Raw genomic sequence first — 18,942 nt, 5'->3', positions numbered from 1 at the left:
CGACTAGGCTTGTCCGGTGACTGTTCCGGGGATTCTGCGCGCCTTGGAAGAGGCGTCTCTTTTTCGTGACGCCCTCGGCTGGGCGCAGACCGATGCCGATCTCGGCCTCGTCGACGGCCTCGACGCGCCGGCGCTCGCCGGCCTGCTCGAGAGCGGCGCGCCGCGGGTCATCCCGCAGCGCTGCTGACCGTCGTCCCCACGGGGCGGCGCGCCGAGAGCCTCGCCGCGGCGCTCGGCGCCTACATCCCCGACGCCGAGGTCGTGACCTTCCCCGCGTGGGAGACACTGCCGCATGAGCGACTGAGTCCCAGCCCCGACACCGTCGGTCAGCGACTGCAGACCCTCCGTCGCGTCGCCGAGTGGTCGGGTGACCACCCCCTCGTCGTCGTCGCCTCGGTGCGAGCAGCGCTCCAGCCCATCGCCGGCAACCTCGGCGAGATCGCTCCGCTCGAGCTGCGCGCCGGCACGCGCGGTCATGAGCTCGACCGCGTCGTCGAGCAGCTGGTCGAGCGCGCCTACTCGCGCGTCGACATGGTGTCGCGTCGCGGCGAGTTCGCCGTGCGCGGCGGCATCCTCGACGTCTTCCCCGCGATCTCGGAACACCCCTTCCGCGTCGAGTTCTTCGGCGATGAGGTCGACCAGATCCGCGCGTTCTCCGTCGCCGACCAGCGCTCGCTTCCGGGCGACGTCGACGGCGTCGATCTGCCTCCGAGCCGCGAGCTGCTGCTGACCCCCGATGTGCGCGATCGTGCGCGGGCGCTGATCGGCGGCTTCCCGGCGATCGCCGGCATGCTCGAGAAGATGGCAGAGGGCATTCCGGTCGAGGGAATGGAGTCGCTGCTCCCGGCGGTGTCCGGTCCGCTCAAGTCCCTGGCCGAGTATCTGCCCGAGGGCAGCGCGACCGCGGTCGTCGATCCCGAGCGCTCCAGCGCGCGGGCCATCACGCTGGGCGAGACGAACCGCGAGTTCCTCGATGCGGCCTGGAGTGCGGCGACGTCCGGCGCATCGGCGCCCATCGACCTCGGCGCCGGCGACTTCCTCACCATCGCCCGACTGCGCGAGGTCGTCCGCGACCGTGGCGGCGTGTGGTGGCGGCTGAGCCCGTTCGCGATGGGCGGCGAGGATGCCGAGACCATCGACGCCCAGGTCATCCCGTCGTTCCACGGCAACGTCGACGGCGCGATCTCGTTCGTCGACGCCAAGGTGGCCGAAGGGTGGCGCGTGGTGGTCATCGCCGCCGGTGCCGGACTCGTCGACCGCGCCCGCGACGTGCTCTCCGACCGCGGCATCGCCGCGCGCATCGTCTCCGAGCTCATCGAGGCGCCCGACACCGGCGTCGCGACGCTCGTCACAGGATCCGTCGAGGCCGGCTTCCAGATCGGCGAGGCGAAGCTCGCCGTCCTCACCGACAACGAGTTCTACGGCCGCACCATCGGCGGCGACCAGCGGGTCGTCAAGAAGCTCGCCTCGCGTCGCAAGAACGTCGTCGACCCGTTGCAGCTCAAACAGGGCGACTTCGTCGTGCACAACACCCACGGCATCGGCCGCTTCGTCGAGATGACGCAGCGCGAGGTCTCCACGGGGGCCGCAATGCGACCAAGTCGGTGCGCGACTACCTCGTGCTCGAGTACGCGCCGTCGAAGCGCGGCTACCCGGGCGACAAGCTCTACGTGCCGACTGACCAGCTCGACCTGCTCTCGAAGTACGTCGGCGGCGAGGGCCCCACGCTCTCGAAGATGGGCGGCAGTGATTGGTCGCAGGCGAAGGGCAAGGCGCGCAAGGCCGTGCGCGACATCGCCGTCGAGCTCGTCAAGCTGTATTCGGCGCGGATGAGCGCCAAGGGGCATGCCTTCGGTCCGGACACGCCCTGGCAGCGCGAGCTCGAAGAGGCGTTCCCGTTCGCGGAGACCCTCGATCAGCTGCAGACCATCGACGAGATCAAGGCCGACATGGAGCGGCCGATCCCGATGGACCGCCTGCTCTCGGGCGATGTCGGGTTCGGCAAGACCGAGGTCGCCGTGCGTGCGGCGTTCAAGGCGATCCAGGACGGCAAACAGGTCGCGATGCTGGTGCCGACCACGCTTCTCGTGAAGCAGCATCTCGAGACCTTCACCGAGCGCTTCGCCGGATTCCCGGTCAAGGTGCGGCCGCTGTCCCGCTTCCAGACCGACAAGGAGGCTCGTCTCACGCTCGACGGCCTGCTCGACGGCACGGTCGACATGGTGATCGGCACGCATCGCATCCTCACCGACCAGGTCATGTTCAAGGACCTCGGTCTGATGATCATCGACGAGGAGCAGCGCTTCGGCGTCGAGCACAAGGACACCCTCAAGAAGATGAAGACCAACGTCGACATCCTCGCGATGAGTGCGACGCCGATCCCGCGCACGCTCGAGATGGCGGTCACCGGCATCCGCGAGATGTCGACGCTCGCCACCCCGCCGGAGGACCGGCATCCGATCCTCTCGTTCGTCGGCCCCCGCAGCGACAAGCAGATCGCGGCGGCGATCCGGCGCGAGATCCTGCGCGAGGGACAGGTGTTCTTCGTGCACAACCGTGTGCAGTCGATCCAGCGGGTCGCGGCACAGCTCGCAGAGCTCGTGCCCGAGGCGCGCATCGCGGTCGCACACGGTCAGATGGGCGAGCACGCGCTCGAGCAGGTCGTCGACGACTTCTGGGAGCGCAAGTTCGACGTGCTCGTCTCGACGACGATCATCGAGACCGGCCTCGACATCTCGAACGCGAACACGATCATCATCGACCGCGCCGACAAGTACGGACTCAGCCAGCTGCATCAGCTGCGCGGACGTGTCGGGCGAGGTCGCGAGCGTGCGTACGCCTACTTCCTCTACGACGAGATGAAGCCGCTGAGCGAGACGGCGGCTGACCGACTCCAGACGATCGCCGTGAACAACGACCTCGGCTCCGGCATGCAGGTCGCGCTCAAGGACCTCGAACTGCGCGGCGCGGGCAACCTGCTCGGCGGCGAGCAGGCCGGGCATATCGCCGGCGTCGGATTCGATCTCTACCTTCGGATGATCGGCGAGGCCGTCGCGACGTTCCGGGGCGAGGATGTCGAGTCGGGACAGGAGCTGCGACTCGAGCTGCCTTTGGACGCGCGCATTCCGGAGCACTACATCGACAGCGAGCGACTCCGTCTCGAGGCTTACCAGAAGCTCTCCTCCGCCTCGGCGGCCACGGCGAAGGACGACGCGATCGACCTCGTCATCGACGAGCTCACCGACCGCTACGGCACCCCGCCCGACGAGGTCGAGGGTCTGATCGCCGTCGCACGTCTGCGTCGGCGCGCGGCCAGAGCAGGACTCTCCGACGTGGTGGTCATGGGATCGAACCTGCGCATCGCGCCGGCGCGGCTCGAGGACTCGATCAAGGTGCGTCTGCAGCGGCTGTATCCCAAGGCGAAGCTGGTCGCCGGGGGTGAGGCCCTCGTCGTGCCCATGCCCACCGTGCCGGCCGCCGTGGGAGTCGGCCTCGAACCGCTGCAGGCGGCCGAGCTGCTCGAGTGGGTCGGGCAGCTGTTCACCGCGATCTTCCCCGAGCCCGTGTCGGCCGAGAAGACCGTCGACGCCTAGGCGCGGCGCAGCGACCTCGCGTGCGTCACAGCGAGAACCCGCCGTCCGTGGTCAGCACCTGACCCACCACCCAGGAGCCGGCGTCGGTGCACAGCCAGCCGATCAGCCGCGCCGGGTCGTCCGGTCGACCGACTCGGCCGAACGGCGTGCCGGCGATCCATTCGTCGACGCCGGAGAGATCGCGATCCGTGGTGTCCGCATCGAGGTAGCCCGTGTTCACGGGGCCTGGGTTGACGGTGTTCAGCACGATCCCGACGTCGAGCAGCTCCGCCGCCGTCGACCGCGTGATGCCCGCGAGCGCGGCCTTGCTCGTCGCATAGGAGATCTCTCCGCGCATCGCTCCGTGGCCCTGACCGGAGGTCATCCAGATGACGTGCGCCGTCGGCTTCTCGAACGGGCCGAGTGAGGGGATGCTGTCGCCCGGGCGGGCGACGAGGGTGTCCGCGCCGCCGAGCTCGACCCGGACTCGACGCGCCAGGCCCGCGGTGAGCAGCAGCGATGCGCGCGCGTTCGCCTGCCAGTGCGCATCCAGCCGGTCGGCGGTCATGTCGAAGATCGTCCCGTCGCCTCCGCTCATCGCCTGATTGCAGACGACGATGTCGAGCCGTCCTGACAGCGAGGACGCCGCATCGAGCAGCGGTTCGATGCTGTCGGGGTCACGGAGATCCGCCTCGGCGTCGCCCATCACCGCTCCGGATGCGAGCGAGTCCCGGATGCCGGTGCGGACGGCGTCGAGATCGTCGCCGCCCCAGGGGTGGTCGAGATCATGCGGGCGGAAGTGATGGACGAACACGTTCGCGCCGAGGGAGGCGAGCGTCGTGGCGGTCGCGAATCCGATGCCGCGCCTGCGCGAGACGCCGGTCACGAGCGCGGTGCGTCCGAGCAGGGGAAGGTCGGCGGAGTGCATGAGGATGCCTTTCGATCGAGGATGCCGCGGCATGCCGAGGGGCGGCCGGAGGCGGGGGAGAGATCGAGTCACCTGCATTGCATGGGCGTCAGCGTAGCAGGACGCCGCCGTCGGCCTTCTCGTCCCGTGCGCTGCACCACTACGCTGGCGTCATGTTGTACGAGCACCTCGGGGCTCGGCCCCGGATCCATGACACCGCCGTCGTCGCTCCCACCGCCGTGATCTCCGGAGACGTGACGATCGGACCGGACTGCCAAGTGCTGCACGGCGCCGTGATCACCGCCGAGGGCGGGCCCATCACGCTCGGCGAGCACGTGATCGTGATGGAGAACGCGCTCATCAGGGCGACGGCCGCGAACGCCGTGCACATCGGCTCGCACACGCTCGTCGGAACCCTCGCGAGCATCGCGGGTGCGACCGTCGGCGAAGAGGTCTTCCTCGCGTCGGGCGCCCGGATCTTCAACGGCGCGCTGGTCGGGGACCGGTGCGAGGTGCGCGTGAACGCCATCGTGCACCGGCGGGCGGTGCTGCCGTCCGGCACCGTCGTGCCGATCGGCTGGGTCGCGGTCGGGGATCCCGTCCAGCTCCTCTCTCCCGACCGCGAGGAGGAGATCTCCGCGGCCCAGCCCGAGCTCGACTTCCCGGGGCACGTCTTCGGCGTGGACCGCGACACCCCCGACCTGATGGTTCAGCTGACCGAGCGGTACGGCAGTTCCCTGGCCCGGCATGCCGACGACGTGCGTCTCGATGCCGACGGCCACGCGGCGGGCCGAGGGTGAGTGACGGGGCAGGGCTCGTCCGACCGGACATCAGCACGGAGGACGCCGCGCTGATCGCTCGCGACTGCTACGGGGTCGACGCCCAGGCGAGCGAGCTCGGTAGCAACCAGGACCGGAACTTCGTCCTGATCGAGCCGGACGGATCACGCAGCGTGCTGCGCGTCGACAACCCGGTGTTCGGCGACGACGCGAGAGCCGCGCAGCATGCGGCGCTCGACGCCTACCGCGCAGCCGGCGTTCGTGTTCCCACCGTGCTCCCCGGGCTCGACGGTGAGCTCACCCAGCGCTGGCGAGGATTCGCGGTGCGGCGCAGCGAGTTCGCCGAGGGCGAGCCGATGGTCGACGCGGGCTATCTCGCTCCCGTCGTCCTGGGGGAGTTCGGCACGCTGGCTGGGGCATCCGTGAACGCGCTCGCAGGTCTCGTGCATCCGGGGCTCGACCGTGAGCAGATGTGGGACATGCGCGTCGCGTACGAGCAGATCATCGCGCTGGCCCCGGCAGTGACCGAGGCCGAACTGCGCGTGCGCGTGCGCACGGCAGCCGATGAGGCTCACGCCGCTGTCTCGACCGTCGCTGCCGGCCTGCCTGTGCAGCCGATCCATGGCGACCTGACCGACGACAACGTCACCGGAATGCGCGGTGCTGACTCGCGGCTGCACCCGCACACGGTGCTCGATCTGGGAGACCTGGGTCTCGGTTGGCGCGTCGCGGAACTGGCTGTCTGCGTCTCGTCGATGCTGCACCATGAGCCGGAGCGCCCGCTTCGCGCACTCGACACCGTCGCGGCGTTCCACGCCGATGCCCCGCTCACTCGCGACGAGGCGGTCGCGGTGTGGCCCCTCGTCGTGCTGAGAGCAGCGCTGCTCGTCGCGAGCGGCTGGCGTCAGCTCGCGATCGACGGGGACAACGACTACGCCCGCGAGAGGATCGAGGGGGAGCAGGCCATCTTCGACGCGGCGACCGCCGTTCCGCTCGCCGAGATGTCCGAGCACGTGCTCGCGCGGCTCGGGTTCGCGTCTCCGGAGTTCGAGATGTCGGATGCCGAGACTCCGGATGAGACTCCGGATGCGGGGACTCCGGATGCCGAGATTCCGGGTGCCGAGATTCCGGGTGACGAGATCCCGGGGGACGCTCCCGACGTGCCTGACGCTCCCGACGTACCCGACGCTTCCCGCCGGGAACTGTCGATGCTGCTTCCCGATCTCGACGGCCGAGTCCTCGTGGTCGATCCGGGCGTCGAAGCCGAGGGGCTCGATGCAGGGCGCTGGTCGCATCCGGATGCCGAGGCGATTCTCGTGGCCGAGGCCCACGCGGCGGGTGCTCGCGCTGCCGTGGTTCCCTACGGCGTCTTCCGGCTCACCCGGACGACCGTCGACGCCGTGAGCGCGGCCGCCACCTGGCCGGTGGAGACGGAGGTGCATGTCGCCCCCGGTCCGTCGTCGCGACTGGTCGCGCCGACCGCGGGGGAGCTGAAGATCACCGACGACGGGGTGCACATCGAGCTCGACGGCGGGTGGAGGCTCGCGCTCCGCGGCACCGACATCGAGCCGAATCGCAGCGGGAGAGTCGAGAGGGGCGAGAGCATCGGCAGGCTCGCCGCATCCTTCGAGAACCGCACGATGGTCATCGGGCTGACGCGAGGGGATGCTCCGCCGCTCCGCTCCCCGCTGCCGAATCCGCCGATCGCCGCGCGGCTCGTCACCCCGGAACGCGTCGCGGCCTGGCGTCGCTTCACCGCGGACCCCGCTCCGCTGCTGGGCCTCCGGTCCGCCGCGCAGCGCGACGAGGCCGGTCAGGAGCTCGAGCGCCGCGAGCGCATCTTCGCTGCCGCACAGGAGCGCTATTACGAGCACCCGCCGCAGATCGAGCGAGGCTGGCGGCACCACCTCGTCGACACGACCGGTCGCAGCTACATCGACATGGTGAACAACGTCGCCGGGCTCGGCCACGGGCACCCGCGAGTCGCGGCAGCGGCGAACCGCCAGCTGAAGACGCTCGCCACGAACTCCAGGTTCCTGTTCCGCGGCCTCGCCGAGTACAGCGAGCGACTGATCGCGCTGATGCCCGAGGGGAGCGGCCTCGACACCGTGCTGCTCGTGAACAGCGGATCGGAGGCGGTGGACCTCGGCATCCGTCTCGCGCAGGCGGCCACCGGCCGACGAACTCTCGTCGCGTTGCGAGAGGCCTATCACGGGTGGACGATGGCGAGCGATGCGGTCAGCACCAGCGCCTATGACAATCCTGATGCGCTCGCGACGCGTCCCGACTGGGTGCACGTCGCGGATGTGCCCAACTCGTTCCGCGGCACGCACCGCGGCCAGGACTCGGCGGACCGGTACCTCGCCGACCTCGCCGCCGACCTCGACCGACTCAGCGTCGAGGGCCGGGATCCGGCCGGGTTCGTGTGCGAGTCCGTGCTCGGCAACGCGGGCGGGGTGGTCCTTCCCGACGGATATCTGACCGGTGCGTACGACCTCGTGCGTTCACACGGTGGCCTGTGCATCGCCGACGAGGTGCAGGTGGGCTTCGGGCGCATGGGATCCACGTTCTGGGGATTCGAGCAGTCCGGAGTGATCCCCGACATCGTCACGATCGCGAAGCCGATGGGCAACGGCTTCCCGATCGGCGGCGTGATCACCTCGAAGAGGATCGCCGACGCGCTGAGCGAGCAGGGCCAGTTCTTCTCCTCGGGCGGTGGCAGCACGCTCAGCAGCAGCGTCGGCCTCGCGGTCCTCGATGCCATGGTCGAGGACGACCTGCAGCGCAATGCGCTCGACGTCGGTCGGCATCTGGCGGAGTCGCTCCGTGGACTCGCGCTACGGCATCCGATCGTCGGGCCTGTGCACGGGCAGGGTCTGTACCTCGGGGTCGAGCTCGTGCGCGACCCCGAGACCCTGCACCCGGCGGCGGCCGAGGCGGCCGCGATCTGCGAGAGGCTTCGCGAGCTCGGCGTGATCGTGCTCACCACCTCGGAGCGCTCGAACGTGCTGAAGATCAAACCCCCGCTCTGTCTGTCGGTCGAGAGCGCCGACCATGTCGTCGCGATGCTCGACCGCGTGCTCACCGAGGGCTGGTGATCGAGCGGGGTCTTCGAATCGAGTCGGTTCTCGGCATGTTAAATGCGTATTTCGAATCAGATCCGCTCTTCCGCTGACGAATCTCCGGGGTACATACTGAGCGTCAGTGTCGGACCGCCCGAAGTCCGGCCCATGCGCTGTTCCCGAAGGAGTACTCATGGTCACGCCCATCAAGACGAAGCCGCTCGCGCAGGGCGGAGGAACCCTCCGCCGCAATCTCGGCCTCTGGGCGATCGTCGGTCTCGGACTCGGCTACATGACACCGACCGTCGTCTTCGACACGTTCGGCATGGTGGCTCGCGACACCGACAACGTCGTCCCCGCGGCCTACCTCGTCGCCCTCGTCGTGATGGTGTTCACCGCCATCAGCTACGGCAAGATCTCCCGCGCCATCCCGAGCGCCGGCTCTGCGTACACGTACGTCCGTGAGTCGATCCACCCGAACCTCGGGTTCATGGTCGGCTGGACCTCGCTCATCGACTATGTGCTGCTCCCGATGGTCAACTGCCTCATCATCCGCAGCTACCTCGAAGCGCTCTTCCCCGACATCCCCGGCTGGATCTGGGTCGTGCTGTACTGCATCCTCGTCACGAGCATCATCTACATGACGATGCGCGGCACCTCGAACATGAACATGATCCTGCTCGTGTTCTCGATCGTCGTGATGGTCGTGTTCGTCGTCATGGTCGTCGCGCAGCTGATGCGCGGCGAAGGAGCGGGCACGATCGCATCGGCCGCGCCTTTCATCCACGACGGTGCGACGATCGGCGCGGTGCTCATGGGCGCGACGATCGTCTGCTTCTCGTTCATCGGGTTCGACGCCGTGACGATGTACGCCGAGGAGGCGAAGGATCCGAAGACGATGCCCAAGGCGATCCTGCTGACCGTGCTGCTCGGCGGCGCGATCTTCCTCGTCGCCGCGTACGTCACGCAGCTGCGCTTCCCCGACTGGAACGAGTTCGCACCCGGTGGCGACATGCAGTACGTCGAGGATTCGACGCTGCCGATCATCGGAAACCTCGTCGGGGGCAACGTGCTCATGGCCGTGCTGACCGCCGCGGGCTTCTGCGCCACGCTCGCCTCGGGTCTCGCCTCGCACGCATCGGTCTCGCGGATGCTGCTCGTGATGGGTCGCAACAACGTCCTTCCGCAGAAGGCCTTCGGCTACATCAACCCGCGCACCCACACGCCGACCTTCAACATCGTGCTGGTCGGCGCGATCTCGCTGCTCGCGATCCCGTTCACCCTCGAGCTGATCGCGGCGTGGATCAACTACGGCGCCCTGATCGCGTTCACCTTCGTCAACATCTCGGTGATCGCCTGGTTCGCCGTGCGCAAGGGGCGGCGCCACACACCGCGCGACATCTTCTCGTACATCGTCATGCCGGGCATCGGCATGCTCCTCACAGGTCTGCTGTGGGTGAACCTGCACTCCGACGCCCTGACCGGGGGGCTCATCTGGACCGCTCTCGGCCTGATCTACCTCGCCGTGATCACGAAGGGGTTCCGCAAGAAGGTGGTCGCGTTCGATGAGAACCAGGCCGTGACCGGGTTCAACAAGGTCGTGAAGGCGCCGGTCGACGAGAACTGAGCACCTCAGGCGTAGAGACGCGCAAGAGCCGCCTGCCCGGGAGGGAGGCGGCTCTTGTGTCGTGCGCAGTGGGTGCGACTCCGGTCAGATCACGCCCTGGGCGAGCATCGCGCCCGCGACGCGCTCGAAGCCCGCGATGTTCGCCCCGGCGACATAGTCGCCGGCCACGTCGTAGCGCTCCGCGGCGTCGAACGCGGCGCGGTGGATGTCCGCCATGATCTCGCGCAGCTTGTTCTCGCTCGCGTCGAAGCTCCACCGCTGGCGAGACGCGTTCTGGCTCATCTCGAGAGCGGAGGTGGCGACGCCTCCCGCGTTCGCGGCCTTGCCCGGAGCGAAGAGGACTCCGGCGCTCTGGAACGCATCGACGGCAGCGGGGACGCAGGGCATGTTCGCGCCCTCCGAGACCGCTCGCACGCCGTTGGCGATCAGGGTCTCGGCGGCGTGGAGATCGAGTTCGTTCTGGGTCGCCGACGGCACGGCGATGTCGACCGGGACCTCCCAGACGCTGCCGCCCTCGATGAATCGGGCGCCGGGGCGACGGTGGGCGTACTCGACGATGCGCGCGCGCTCGACCTCCTTGATCTGGCGCAGCAGGTCGACGTCGATGCCGGCGTCGTCGACGACGTACCCCGACGAGTCGGATGCCGTGACGGCGGTCGCGCCGAGCTGGGATGCCTTCTGGATCGCGTAGATCGCGACGTTGCCCGAGCCCGAGACGCCGACGCGCTTGCCGTCGAGCGAGTCGCTGTGCACGCCGAGCATCTCCTGTGCGAAGAACACCGCGCCGTAGCCGGTCGCCTCGGTGCGCACCTCTGCGCCACCCCAGCCGGTGCCCTTGCCGGTGAACATGCCGGACTCGTGGCGGTTGGTGATCTTGCGGTACTGGCCGAACAGGTAGCCGATCTCGCGACCGCCGACGCCGATGTCGCCGGCGGGGACGTCGGTGTGCTCGCCGAGGTGACGGTAGAGCTCGTTCATGAACGACTGGCAGAAGCGCATGATCTCGGCATCCGACCTGCCGTGCGGGTCGAAGTCGGATCCGCCCTTGCCGCCGCCGATGCCCTGGCCGGTCAGTGCGTTCTTGAAGATCTGCTCGAACCCGAGGAACTTGATGATCGACAGGTTGACCGACGGGTGGAAGCGCAGGCCGCCCTTGTACGGTCCGAGCACCGAGGAGAACTGGATGCGGTAGCCGCGGTTGACCTGCAGACGCCCGGCATCGTCGACCCACGGCACGCGGAACAGGATCTGCCGCTCCGGCTCCACCAGACGCTCGAGGATGCCGCCGTCGACGTACTGCGGGTTGCGCGCGAGCACCGGTGCGATCGAGTTCAGCACCTCGTGCACGGCCTGCTGGAACTCGGGCTCGTGCGGGCTGCGGGCGAGCACCGTGTCGAACACGGGCTGCACGTCGTCGGCGAGCGGATGGAAGTCGACGGAAGACGGAGAGGTCACGCGAAAGAGCTTTCTGATCGGGGGATGGTGCTGCGTGCGATCGTGTCGCGTGAGGGTGCGCCGGATACGGCGAAGTTTTCACTCTAGCGGGCACGCCGAGGTGAGCACCTTCACACCGGCATGCGCTTGTTCGGGGACGACGACGCGGGGGTCACCCGGTGTTCTGGAGGCCCGCCGCGACGCCGCTCACCGAGAGCAGCAGCAGTCGCCGCTGCTCGTCGTCGGCACCCGAGCCGGTCGCCTCGGCCGGGTCGCGCAGTGCGCGGAGGGCGCGCAGCTGCAGCAGCGACAGGGCGTCGACGTACGGAGTGCGCAGCTGCACGGCGCGCTGCAGGATCGGCTTGTTCTCGAGCAGGCCCACGCCGCCGGTGAGACGGATGACCCACTCGCGCGTCAGCGACAGCTCGTCGAGCACGAGCTGCGCGAGATCGTCCCGATCGCCGAGGGCGAGGTACTGGCGGGCGATGCGCTCATCGGTCTTCGCGAGGCTCATGGCGACGTTGTCGATCATGGTGCGCAGCAGCGGCCAGTCGCGATAGGCCTCGGCGAGATGGGCCTCGTCGCCGACGGCGGCGAGAGCGGTTCCGAGTCCGAACCAGCCGGCGAGGTTGATGCGGGCCTGGGTCCAGGCGAAGACCCACGGGATCGCCCGCAGGTCTTCCAGCGACTCGACCGACAGTCCGCGTCGAGCCGGACGGGAGCCCAGGGCGAGCAGGCCGATCTCCTCGAGAGGGGTGACCGTGGCGAACCAGGGGGCGAAACCCTCCGCCTTGACGAGCGAGAAGAATCGCTCGCGCGACGAGGTGTCCATGACGGCGGCGATGTCGGCGAAGCGTGCGGCGGCGTCGCTCGTGTGCTTCTCGACGGACGGAGACGAGGCGAGCAGCGTCGCCGCGGCGACCTGATCGATGTGGCGCATCGCGATGGCAGGCTCGCCGTAGCGCGCGAAGATGACCTCGCCCTGCTCGGTGAGCTTGAAGCGACCGTCGACCGAGTGCGGCGGCTGAGCGAGGATGGCCGAATTGGCGGGTCCGCCGCCTCGGCCCAGAGCACCGCCGCGACCATGGAACAGGGTCAGTTCGATGTCGGAGTCCTTGGCCCACTGCGCGATCTTCTCCTGCGCCTCGTACAGGGCGAGGTTCGCGGCGACCGGGCCGACGTCCTTCGACGAGTCGGAGTAGCCGAGCATGACCTCGAGCCGGTTGCCCGTCGCGGCGAGGCGTTCCTGGAACTCCGGGAACGTCACGGCCTCCGCGAGGATGGCAGGCGCCGCCTGCAGGTCGGCGAAGGTCTCGAACAGCGGAACGACGTCGAGCACGGGGGCGTCGTCGCCCAGCGCGTGCCTCGCGAGCGCATACACGTTCGCGAGGTCGGACGCCGACTGAGTGAACGACACGACATAGCGGCCGGCAGCCCGCAGGCCGCGGTCTCGCTGGATCTCGGCGATCACGCGGAAGACCTCGAGCACCTCCTCGGTCTGCGCGCTGATCGCGTCGCCGCTGGAGAGCTCCGAGAGCGCCTTGCGATGCACCTGCGAGTGCTGACGCACCTCGAGCTCGGTCAGATGGAAGCCGTAGGTCTCCACCTGCCAGATGAGGTGCTGCACGCCGCCGAACGCATGGCGCTTCGCGCCCGCATCCGCCAGCGACGACTGCACCGTGCGCAGGTCGTCGAGCAGCTCCTCGGGGCGCGAGTAGCGCTGCTCCTCGCCACGGCGGGTGGCCGCGACACGGTGGGCGAGGGCGAGCAGCACGCGGCGGTGCGGCTCACCGGGGAGCGGGCGCCCAGCTCCTCGGCGACGCGCGGCTCAGCGGCGGCGAAGGCCTCCCACAGCGCCGTGACTCCGGCGCTCGCAGGGTGTCCTCGGCGTCCAGCGTGAGGGCGCGGCCGATGCGCTCGAGTGCGCGCTCCAGCCCCCGCAGCACGTGGTCGGAGGCGATCTGTGACGCCTCACGGGTGACGGATGCGGTCACGAACGGGTTGCCGTCGCGGTCGCCGCCGACCCAGGACCCGATGCGCACGAACGCGGGCACGACCGGAGCGCTCGAGCCGGAGTCGTCGCCGCGGAGTGCGTCGTCGATGCGCCGGTACACGTGCGGCACGGTGGTGAACAGGGTCTCGTCGAACACGCCCATGACCGTGCGCACCTCGTCAGTCGGCGAGGGCTTCTCGGCGCGGAGCGGCGCGGTGCGCCAGAGGGTGTCGATCTCCTCCAGCATCCTCCGGCGCGCGCGGTGCTCCTCCGAGCCGCCCTCGCTCGCGGCGTCGTGCTGGGTGAGCAGCTCGGAGAGGCGGCGGATGCTCGACGACACCGCGCGACGGCGTGCCTCGGTCGGGTGGGCGGTGAACACCGGGTGGAAGCGCAGGCCCTCGAGACGGCGGAGCGCCTCGTCGTCACCGACCTCCGTCTTCAGACGCGCATAGGCGGTGGCGACGGTGTCGGCCGCATCCTCGCGGCCCGGCTGGCCGGCCCGCTCGCGGAGCACCCGCACGCGCTGGTGCTCCTCGGCGAGATTGACGAGGTGGAAGTAGCAGGTGAACGCCCGGGCGACCTCGTCGGCGCGCGCGATGCTGAACGACTCGGCGATCGCGGCCGCCCGATCGAAGGCGTCGGAGGTCTCTTCGTCATAGGCCTGGATCGTCGCCAGCCGCAGCCGCTCGACGTCCTCGAAGAGGTCGTCACCGCCTGCTTCGCGCAGTACCTGGCCGAGAAGGGCGCCGAGCATTCTGACATCGGTGCGCATGGCATCCGGAATGCCGCGGCCCGCTTCGAAACGGCCGATGATGCGGATGGCCGAGGTGTCAGTGGGCTCGGGGAAGGCGTGTTCGGGGGTCACCGTTCGAGAGTATCCCGGGTCGGGGTCGTGCTCTGAACGCATGACGATGTGAGACGTGCGGGGCGCTCGCAACTACCATGGGGGCGATGCGCATCTCCGCGAACCCTCTCCGTGGCCAGCAGTTCCCTGCTGTCCTGCTCCTCGTCGCGGCAGGGCTCGGCATCCTGCTGGCGAATCTTCCCTCGCATGATGCGCTCGCCGCGGTGCTCGACTTCCACATCGCCGTGCCCGGCACAGTGCTCGACCTCTCGATCGAGCACTGGGTGTCCGACGGGCTTCTCGCCGTGTTCTTCCTCGTGGTGGCGATCGAGCTGCGGCACGAGCTCACCCACGGCGAGCTCGATTCGCCCAGCAAGGCCGTGCAGCCGGCCATCGCCGCCGCCGGCGGTGTGCTGGTGCCGATCGCTGTCTATCTGCTCATCGCGGGCGACTCCGCGACCGCCACGGGCTGGCCCATCCCGACGGCGACCGACATCGCCTTCGCGCTCGGCGTGCTCGCGATGTTCGGACGGGGGCTTCCGTCGAACGTCCGCGTCTTCCTGCTCGCGCTCGCGATCCTCGACGACATCATCGGCATCATCTTCATCGCGGTCCTCTTCGCGCACGACGTGCAGTGGCTGTTCCTCGCGCTCGCCGTCGCCGCCGTCGTCGCGTTCTGGCTGCTCAGCAGACTGCTCCACGCCAAGGGGCATCCGGCGGTGGCCGTCGCGATGATCATCGTCGGCGTCGTCGCCTGGGGCCTGGTGGCCTCGTCGGGCATCCACGCCACCATCGCCGGCGTGATGCTCGGGCTCGTGATGTCGCCCGTTCCTGCCGCGCGCACCAGGCACGTGCTCGAACCGACCGTGAACGGCGCGATCCTGCCGATCTTCGCGTTCGTCGCCGCCTTCGTGGTGATCCCCGCCCTCGCACCGTCGGAGCTCTCTCCCGCCTTCTGGGGGATCGTCGTGGCGCTGCCCGTCGGAAAGATCATCGGCATCTCCCTGTTCGGGTGGCTCGCGATGCGGATCCGGCCCCGAGGCGCGGCGCCGGCCCTGCCGTTCGCCGACATCTTCGCCGCCGGCGCGCTGGGCGGCATCGGCTTCACCGTCTCGCTTCTGCTCGCCAACCTCGCCTTCGCGGCCGACGCCGGCACCCGCGATCAGGCCATCCTCGGTGTGCTCGTCGGCTCGCTCGTGGCTCTCGTGCTCTCGGGTGTGATCGTGTCACTCCGCGCCCGTACGTACCGACGACGGGGCGCCGTGACCTCGTGACCGCGAGGCGACCCGAGTGGCGTTCGAAGGAGGACCGGTGAGTGCAGAGCCCGCCCGCGACCCGCTGCGCGCCGCAGCCGAGACGATGCGCGAGGTCCGGGATCGCTGCGTCTGGTCGCAGCAGATCACCCATCGTGATCTCGTGCCGTATCTCATCGAGGAGTCGCACGAGGTGATCGACGCCGTCGAGGACGGCTCACGGGCCGACCTGCGTGAGGAGCTCGGCGACCTGCTCTGGCAGGTGCTGTTCCACGCCGCGATCGCCGCGCAGGACCCCGACGACCCGTTCGACATCGACGATGTCGCGGCCACGCTCACCGAGAAGATGGTGCGGCGGCATCCTCACGTCTTCGCGGACGAGGTCGCGACGACCCCTGAAGAGGTCCTGGTGCACTGGAACGCCGCGAAGGCGGCGGAGAAACGCGCGAGACGCAGCGTCCTCGACGGGATCCCGCGCGGTATGCCGGCGCTCGCGCTGGCACAGAAGGTCGCCGGTCGAGCCGAGGGGGCCGGCGTCGTCGTCGCCCGGACCGACGCGGACGGGGCTGGACCGGCGCCCTCCTCGGAAGCAGAGCTCGGCGACGCACTTCTCCGCCTCGTGGCGGTCGCGCGCGCCGAGGGCTGGGATGCCGAACGAGCGCTGCGCGAACGGCTCCGAGCGGTCGAGGCCGAGGTCCGCGAGGCGGAATCCGAAGCCTGAGTCCACGGCCTGGCCCGCCGACCTGGAAAGATGGAGGCGTGGCTACTGTGAACCCGCCGCGCGGAATGCGCGACATCCTCCCCGCCGACAAGGCTCGCCGCGAGCGCGTCCTCTCCGTGATCCGTGATCGTTACCGCTCGCACGGGTTCGACGAGATCGAGACCCCGGCGCTCGAGGAGTACTCGCGACTGCACGCCGGCATCGGCGGCGACAACGAGAAGCTCGCCTACAACGTGCTGCGCCGCGGCCTCGATGCGGATGCCATCCGCGACGCCGCCGACGACCAGGGCGCCCTGGCCGACCTCGGTCTGCGATACGACCTCACGGTTCCGCTCGCGCGCTTCTACGCGAGCAATCGCGCTCAGCTCCCCGGTGTGTTCCGCGCGATCCAGATCGGTCCGGTCTGGCGTGCCGAGCGACCGCAGAAGGGGCGCTACCGCCAGTTCGTGCAATGCGACATCGACATCATCGGCGACGACTCCTCGCGCGCGGAGGCCGAGCTCATGGTCGCCTCGCTCGATGCGGTCGACGCACTGGGTCTCGAGGGCGCCACCGTGCGCATCAATGACCGCCGTGCGCTGGACTGGATGCTCGACAGCTTCGGCTTCACGGGCGACGAACGTCCCGGGGTCCTCATCACGATCGACAAGCTCGACAAGATCGGGCCCGACGGCGTCGCCGCCGAGCTGCGCGAGCGCGGTTCGGCGCCATCGGCCGTCGACGCGTTCGAAGCCTTCCTCCTGCGCCCGCAGACCATGGAGTACAACCCCTTCGGCGAACGTCAGATCAGCAAGGCGCTTCCCGACGGTGCCCCGGACGAGATCGTCGGACACCTCGTCGCGATCGGCGAGGCCGTCGCCGCCGGCCGAGGCGCGACCGACATCCCGCTGGTCTTCGACCCGTTCCTCGTGCGCGGCATGGGCTACTACACGGGCACGATCTTCGAGCTGGCCCACCCTTCGGTGTCGTACTCGCTCGGCGGCGGTGGTCGCTATGACGGCATGATCGGCCGCTTCCTCGGCCAGCAGGTCCCAGCCGTCGGGTTCTCGCTGGGCTTCGAGCGCCTCGTCGACCTCGTGACGGCGGGCGCGGATGCCGGCGAGCGCGCCGTCGTGCTCATCCATGACGCCGACGTGCCGGTCGCCGAGCTCGTCATGCACAAGGCGGGTCTCGTGGGCTCCGGGGCGCGAGTGCGGCTGGAACGGCGCACGAAGAACGTGAAAGCCCTGCTCGAGCGCTCGGCCGCCGACGGATACACGGAGTTCGCGACCGTCTCGGCGGGCACCTCGGAGCTGGAGCTCAAGCCCCTCTCCTGAGCTCGGCGGATGCCGTTCACTCGGCGTTCACGCCGTTCCGGTCGAATCGGGACATGAGTCGACCGCCGTTCGTCGCCGTCGCGGCGGTGGGTGTCGCCACCGCGGTGGCCGCCGCCGGAATCCGGGTCGTCCTCACCCGACAGGCCGCGATCGCGCGTCGACGCATCGGCAAGCCGCTCGGTGAGGAGTCGATCGACGCCGACCGCGTCTGGCGTCGTTCGCTCGACGGCATGCCGATCGATCTGCTCGTGCTCGGAGACTCGCTGGCGGCGGGCCTCGGCGCCGAGCGGCGCAAGGAGACACTGGGCGGACGACTCGCCAAGGGTCTGGCGCGACGGATGCGACGACCGGTCCATCTGCGCACGGCCGCCGTCGTCGGGTCCGAATCGCCCGACCTCGCCGCCCAGCTCGACGCGCTGCCCGAGGACTACGCCCCGCATGTCGCCGTGATCGTGGTCGGGGGCAACGACGTGACGCACCGCATCCCCGTCGCCGTCTCGACGCAGCGCCTGCGGGAGGCCGTCCGACGGCTGCGTGCTCGGGGTACGGAGGTCGTGGTCGGCACCTGTCCCGATCTCGGAGCCCTCCGCCCCGTACCGCAGCCTCTGCGGCGCCTGATGTCGAGCATGTCCCGTCGACTCGCCAGGGTACAGGCCGAGACCGCTCGTGCCGAGGGCGCGCACCCCGTCGACCTCCGCCGCGCCGTCGGCCCGATGTTCTTCGACGATCCGGAGGCGATGTTCAGCCTCGATCGCTTCCACCCGAGTCCGCTCGGCTATCGGCGCACGGCGGAGGCACTGCTCCCGGCCGCGTGTCGGGCTGCCGAGACCGCGCTCAGCTCGCGCCGTCAGACGGGGCAGCGCTGAAGGACGCCGCCCAGTCGGCGACCCGCCGTGCGCTCTCCTCGTCCGAGAGGTCTTCGACCCGGGTCATCACCGACCATCGCACGCCGAACGGATCCCGGATGCTGGCGAATCGGTCTCCCGACACGAACGCCGACGGAGCCTCGCGCACGGTTGCGCCCGCGGCGACGGCACGCTCGACGACGGCGTCGACGTCCGAGACATAGAGTCCCATCGAGTAGCAGTCGTCGTCTCCCGACGGCGCAGAAACCAGATGATAGTCGGGGCTCGGCTCGCCCAGCTGCAGGTGGCCGAACCCGAAGTCGAGGTCCGCATGGGCGACGACACCGCCGAACTCCGTGACATCGATGACGCGAGCGCCGAAGACGTCCCGGTAGAACTCGATCGCCTCCCGCGCCCGGGGGACCGCGAGGAAGGGAGTGAGGGAGGTCGCGCTGTTCGGTCGGCCGTCCGTCGTGTGCTCGCCGGTCACGCCGGTCCTGTTCTCGGTGCTCATGCAGCCACAGTAAGGAGCAGTCGCAGACGCGCGCTTGAACTTGCGCGACACGATCGTGCGCCGGGGTCATAGGGT

At 69.5% G+C, this 18,942-nt stretch carries 10 protein-coding genes and 2 pseudogenes; 8 read left to right on the top strand and 4 right to left on the bottom strand.

Annotated elements, in window-relative coordinates; all coding sequences use genetic code 11:
* Nucleotides 1–16 precede the first annotated feature (16 nt).
* A pseudogene (gene mfd, locus ACZZ93_RS05780) lies at nt 17–3,593 on the top strand (transcription-repair coupling factor).
* Nucleotides 3,594–3,618: 25 nt separating this feature from the next.
* Here the strand turns inward: mfd and ACZZ93_RS05775 are convergent.
* A complete protein-coding gene (locus ACZZ93_RS05775; protein ID WP_463510642.1) occupies nt 3,619–4,500 on the bottom strand; it encodes an SDR family oxidoreductase in 882 nt (293 codons plus the stop codon).
* 152 nt (nt 4,501–4,652) lie between these two features.
* Here ACZZ93_RS05775 and ACZZ93_RS05770 point away from each other — a divergent pair, with 152 nt between their 5' ends.
* The 3 genes from ACZZ93_RS05770 (at nt 4,653) to ACZZ93_RS05760 (ending at nt 9,947) form a co-directional block, all read left to right on the top strand.
* Entirely contained in the window at nt 4,653–5,279 is a 627-nt protein-coding gene (locus ACZZ93_RS05770; RefSeq protein WP_072590958.1) for a gamma carbonic anhydrase family protein, read from the top strand.
* Complete coding sequence (locus ACZZ93_RS05765) at nt 5,276–8,356, top strand: aminotransferase (protein WP_463510641.1); 3,081 nt, start codon at nt 5,276–5,278, stop codon at nt 8,354–8,356. The genes ACZZ93_RS05770 and ACZZ93_RS05765 overlap by 4 nt, the downstream gene beginning before the upstream one ends.
* A 157-nt stretch (nt 8,357–8,513) precedes the next feature.
* Nucleotides 8,514–9,947, top strand: coding sequence for an APC family permease (locus ACZZ93_RS05760; protein WP_463510640.1), 1,434 nt, complete (start codon nt 8,514–8,516; stop codon nt 9,945–9,947).
* 84 nt (nt 9,948–10,031) lie between these two features.
* Here ACZZ93_RS05760 and gdhA read toward each other — a convergent pair whose 3' ends face one another.
* Together gdhA and ACZZ93_RS05750 are read right to left on the bottom strand one after the other, a co-directional pair.
* The gene (gene gdhA, locus ACZZ93_RS05755) at nt 10,032–11,402 is read right to left on the bottom strand and encodes an NADP-specific glutamate dehydrogenase (protein WP_056277909.1); all 1,371 of its coding nucleotides are present in this window, start codon (nt 11,400–11,402) and stop codon (nt 10,032–10,034) included.
* Between the two features lie 151 nt (nt 11,403–11,553).
* A pseudogene (locus ACZZ93_RS05750) lies at nt 11,554–14,281 on the bottom strand (phosphoenolpyruvate carboxylase).
* Between the two features lie 44 nt (nt 14,282–14,325).
* Between ACZZ93_RS05750 and ACZZ93_RS05745 the strand changes: the two are divergent.
* The 4 genes from ACZZ93_RS05745 (at nt 14,326) to ACZZ93_RS05730 (ending at nt 18,374) form a co-directional block, all read left to right on the top strand.
* Nucleotides 14,326–15,492 (top strand): Na+/H+ antiporter NhaA, encoded by a 1,167-nt coding sequence (locus ACZZ93_RS05745; RefSeq protein ID WP_187249349.1) that lies wholly within the window; start codon nt 14,326–14,328, stop codon nt 15,490–15,492.
* A gap of 85 nt (nt 15,493–15,577) precedes the next feature.
* The gene (locus tag ACZZ93_RS05740; RefSeq protein ID WP_053099038.1) at nt 15,578–16,192 is read left to right on the top strand and encodes a nucleoside triphosphate pyrophosphohydrolase; all 615 of its coding nucleotides are present in this window, start codon (nt 15,578–15,580) and stop codon (nt 16,190–16,192) included.
* A gap of 65 nt (nt 16,193–16,257) precedes the next feature.
* On the top strand, nt 16,258–17,508 hold the full coding sequence (locus tag ACZZ93_RS05735) for a histidine--tRNA ligase (protein WP_463511726.1): 1,251 nt from the start codon (nt 16,258–16,260) through the stop codon (nt 17,506–17,508).
* A 53-nt stretch (nt 17,509–17,561) separates the two neighbouring features.
* Entirely contained in the window at nt 17,562–18,374 is an 813-nt protein-coding gene (locus ACZZ93_RS05730; protein ID WP_463510639.1) for an SGNH/GDSL hydrolase family protein, read from the top strand.
* On the opposite strand, the gene ACZZ93_RS05725 is transcribed toward ACZZ93_RS05730, so the two are convergent.
* Nucleotides 18,343–18,867, bottom strand: a complete 525-nt coding sequence (locus ACZZ93_RS05725; RefSeq protein ID WP_056279003.1) for a VOC family protein — start codon at nt 18,865–18,867, stop codon at nt 18,343–18,345. The genes ACZZ93_RS05730 and ACZZ93_RS05725 overlap by 32 nt on opposite strands.
* Nucleotides 18,868–18,942: the final 75 nt, after the last annotated feature.

This window comes from Microbacterium sp. AC026 (genome assembly GCF_979258475.1).
This window is presented reverse-complemented; position numbering and strand designations above follow the sequence as displayed.

What these genes read in the sequence shown, in the direction of transcription:
- ACZZ93_RS05740 (WP_053099038.1), top strand. Translation starts at nt 15,578, where the DNA reads ATGCGCGAGGTCCGGGATCGCTGCGTCTGGTCGCAGCAGATCACCCAT.
- ACZZ93_RS05775 (WP_463510642.1), bottom strand. Translation starts at nt 4,500, where the DNA reads ATGCACTCCGCCGACCTTCCCCTGCTCGGACGCACCGCGCTCGTGACC.
- ACZZ93_RS05730 (WP_463510639.1), top strand. Translation starts at nt 17,562, where the DNA reads ATGAGTCGACCGCCGTTCGTCGCCGTCGCGGCGGTGGGTGTCGCCACC.
- ACZZ93_RS05745 (WP_187249349.1), top strand. Translation starts at nt 14,326, where the DNA reads ATGCGCATCTCCGCGAACCCTCTCCGTGGCCAGCAGTTCCCTGCTGTC.
- ACZZ93_RS05735 (WP_463511726.1), top strand. Translation starts at nt 16,258, where the DNA reads ATGCGCGACATCCTCCCCGCCGACAAGGCTCGCCGCGAGCGCGTCCTC.
- ACZZ93_RS05725 (WP_056279003.1), bottom strand. Translation starts at nt 18,867, where the DNA reads ATGAGCACCGAGAACAGGACCGGCGTGACCGGCGAGCACACGACGGAC.
- ACZZ93_RS05760 (WP_463510640.1), top strand. Translation starts at nt 8,514, where the DNA reads ATGGTCACGCCCATCAAGACGAAGCCGCTCGCGCAGGGCGGAGGAACC.
- ACZZ93_RS05770 (WP_072590958.1), top strand. Translation starts at nt 4,653, where the DNA reads ATGTTGTACGAGCACCTCGGGGCTCGGCCCCGGATCCATGACACCGCC.